1 protein-coding gene is annotated in these 2,493 nt (G+C 67.7%); it reads right to left on the bottom strand.

What is annotated here, in order from left to right:
- The coding region (locus tag AC1DQP_RS19375; RefSeq protein WP_478052288.1) for a Tex family protein at window positions 1-2,220 on the bottom strand (2,220 nt) is incomplete at its 3' end.
- Between the last annotated feature and the right edge of the window lie 273 nt (window positions 2,221-2,493).

Raw genomic sequence — 2,493 nt, 5'->3', positions numbered from 1 at the left:
CGCATCACGCTCGCCGGGGGCCTTGGCCGGGGCCGGGGTGTCATCCAGGCGCCGGGTCAGGGCGATGCGCTTGCGCGCCACGTCCACCTCCAGCACCTTGACCTTGACGATGTCGCCGGCCTTGACCACGTCGCGCGGATCCTTGACGTAGGTATCCGACAGCGCCGAGATGTGGATCAGACCATCCTGGTGCACGCCGATGTCGACGAAGGCACCGAACGCGGCCACGTTGCTGACCACGCCTTCCAGGATCATCCCGACCTTGAGGTCCTTGAGCTCTTCCACGCCATCGGCGAAGCGCGCGGCCTTGAACTCGGGGCGTGGATCGCGGCCCGGCTTTTCCAGTTCCTTGAGGATGTCACGCACGGTCGGCACGCCGAAGGTGGCGTCGGTGAACTGCTCGGCCTTGAGCCCGCGCAGGAAGCTGCCATCGCCGATCAGCGCCTTGATCGGGCGCGCGGTGGCGGCCACGATGCGCTCGACCACCGGGTAGGCTTCGGGATGCACCGAGGAGGCGTCCAGCGGCTGGTCACCATCGGCGATGCGCAGGAAGCCGGCGCACTGTTCGAAGGTCTTGTCGCCCAGCCGCGGCACCTTGAGCAGGTCCTTGCGGCGCTTGAACGGACCGTTGTCATCGCGATGGCGGACGATGTTCTCGGCCACGGTCGAGGACAGCCCGGATACCCGCGACAGCAGCGCGGCCGACGCAGTATTGACGTGCACGCCCACCGCGTTGACGCAGTCCTCCACGCGCGCATCCAGCGCGCGCGCCAACCGGTACTGGTCCACGTCGTGCTGGTACTGGCCAACGCCGATCGCCTTCGGATCGATCTTGACCAGTTCGGCCAGCGGGTCCTGCAGGCGGCGGGCGATCGACACCGCGCCGCGGATGGACACGTCCAGGTTCGGGAATTCCCTGGCCGCGAATTCCGAAGCCGAGTACACCGATGCACCGGCCTCGCTGACCACGATCTTCTGCACCTTCGTATCACCCAGTGCCWTGATCACCTCACCGGCCAGCTTGTCGGTTTCGCGGCTGGCGGTGCCGTTGCCGATCGCGATCAGATCCACGTTGTGCTGCACGCACAGCTGTTTGAGGGTGTGCAGCGACTGGTCCCACTGGCGGCGCGGTTCGTGCGGGTAAATGGTGTCGGTGGCCACCAGCTTGCCGGTCGCATCGACCACGGCGATCTTGCAGCCGGTGCGGATACCCGGGTCCAGGCCGAGCACCGCCTTGGGGCCAGCCGGTGCGGACAGCAGCAGGTCCTTGAGATTGTCGCCAAACACCGCGATCGCCTCGGCCTCGGCCTTCTCGCGGGCCTGGTTGAACAGATCCAGCAGGAGGTGCATGTGCAGCTTGGCGCGCCAGGTCATGCGGCACGCATCCAGCAGCCAGCGGTCGCCGGGCCGGCCTGCGTCGCGGATGCCGGCGTTGTGGGCCACCCGGCCTTCGCCGTATTGGTGACCGGCCTCGGCGTCGGGGCCGGGGTCCAGTTCCAGGAACAGGATTTCCTCGCGCCGCGCGCGGAACAGCGCCAGCAGGCGGTGCGAGGGAATCTTCGCCAGCGATTCGGCGTGTTCGAAGTAATCGCGGTACTTGGCGCCCTGCTCTTCCTTGCCCTCGGCCACGCGCGCCCGGATCACCCCGTTCTCGCCCAGCCAGGTACGCAGTTCGCCGACCAGCGCGGCATCTTCGCCCCAGCGCTCCATCAGGATCGCGCGGGCGCCTTCCAGCGCGGCCTTGGTGTCGGCCACGCCCTTGTCGGCATCGACGAAGGTGGCACCGAATACCTGCGGATCCAGGCCCGGATCGGCCAGCAGGCCATCGGCCAGCGGCTCCAGCCCGGCTTCGCGCGCGATCTGCGCACGGGTGCGGCGCTTGGGCTTGTACGGCAGGTACAGATCCTCCAGCCGCGACTTGGTGTCCGCACCGAGGATCTCGTTGCGTAGTTCGTGGCTGAGTTTGCCCTGCTCTTCGATGCTGGACAGCACCGCGGCGCGGCGGTCTTCCAGCTCGCGCAGGTAAGTCAGGCGGCTTTCCAGGTTGCGTAGCTGGGTGTCGTCCAGGCCGCCGGTGACTTCCTTGCGGTAGCGGGCGATGAACGGGACGCTGGCGCCTTCGTCCAACAGGGCGATGGCGGCACGTGCCTGGGCTGGCTGGGCACCGATTTCATCGGCGATGGTCTGGGCGATCTGCTGGGCGAGCTTGATGTCAGGCATTGCTTCCGGCCGGAGCCGCAGTACGGAAAGACCCGATTGTGGCAACGCCGGGCGGCGGGGGGAAGGCGTTGACAGCACGCGCCTAACCTGTCGCCGTAAGGTAGTGCCGGCCGCTGGCCGGCTATACGTGCCGTTGGGGATTTCCAGGAGCCGGCCAGCGGCCCGCACTACGCGGGGTCGGGTCTTGCCTGGAGCCGGCCAGCGGCCGGCATTACGTATGGTCGGGTATTGCCTGGAGCCGGCCAGCGGCCGGCATTACGTATGGTCGGTTAT

Source organism: Stenotrophomonas sp. P5_A8, assembly GCF_056400545.1.
This window is presented reverse-complemented; position numbering and strand designations above follow the sequence as displayed.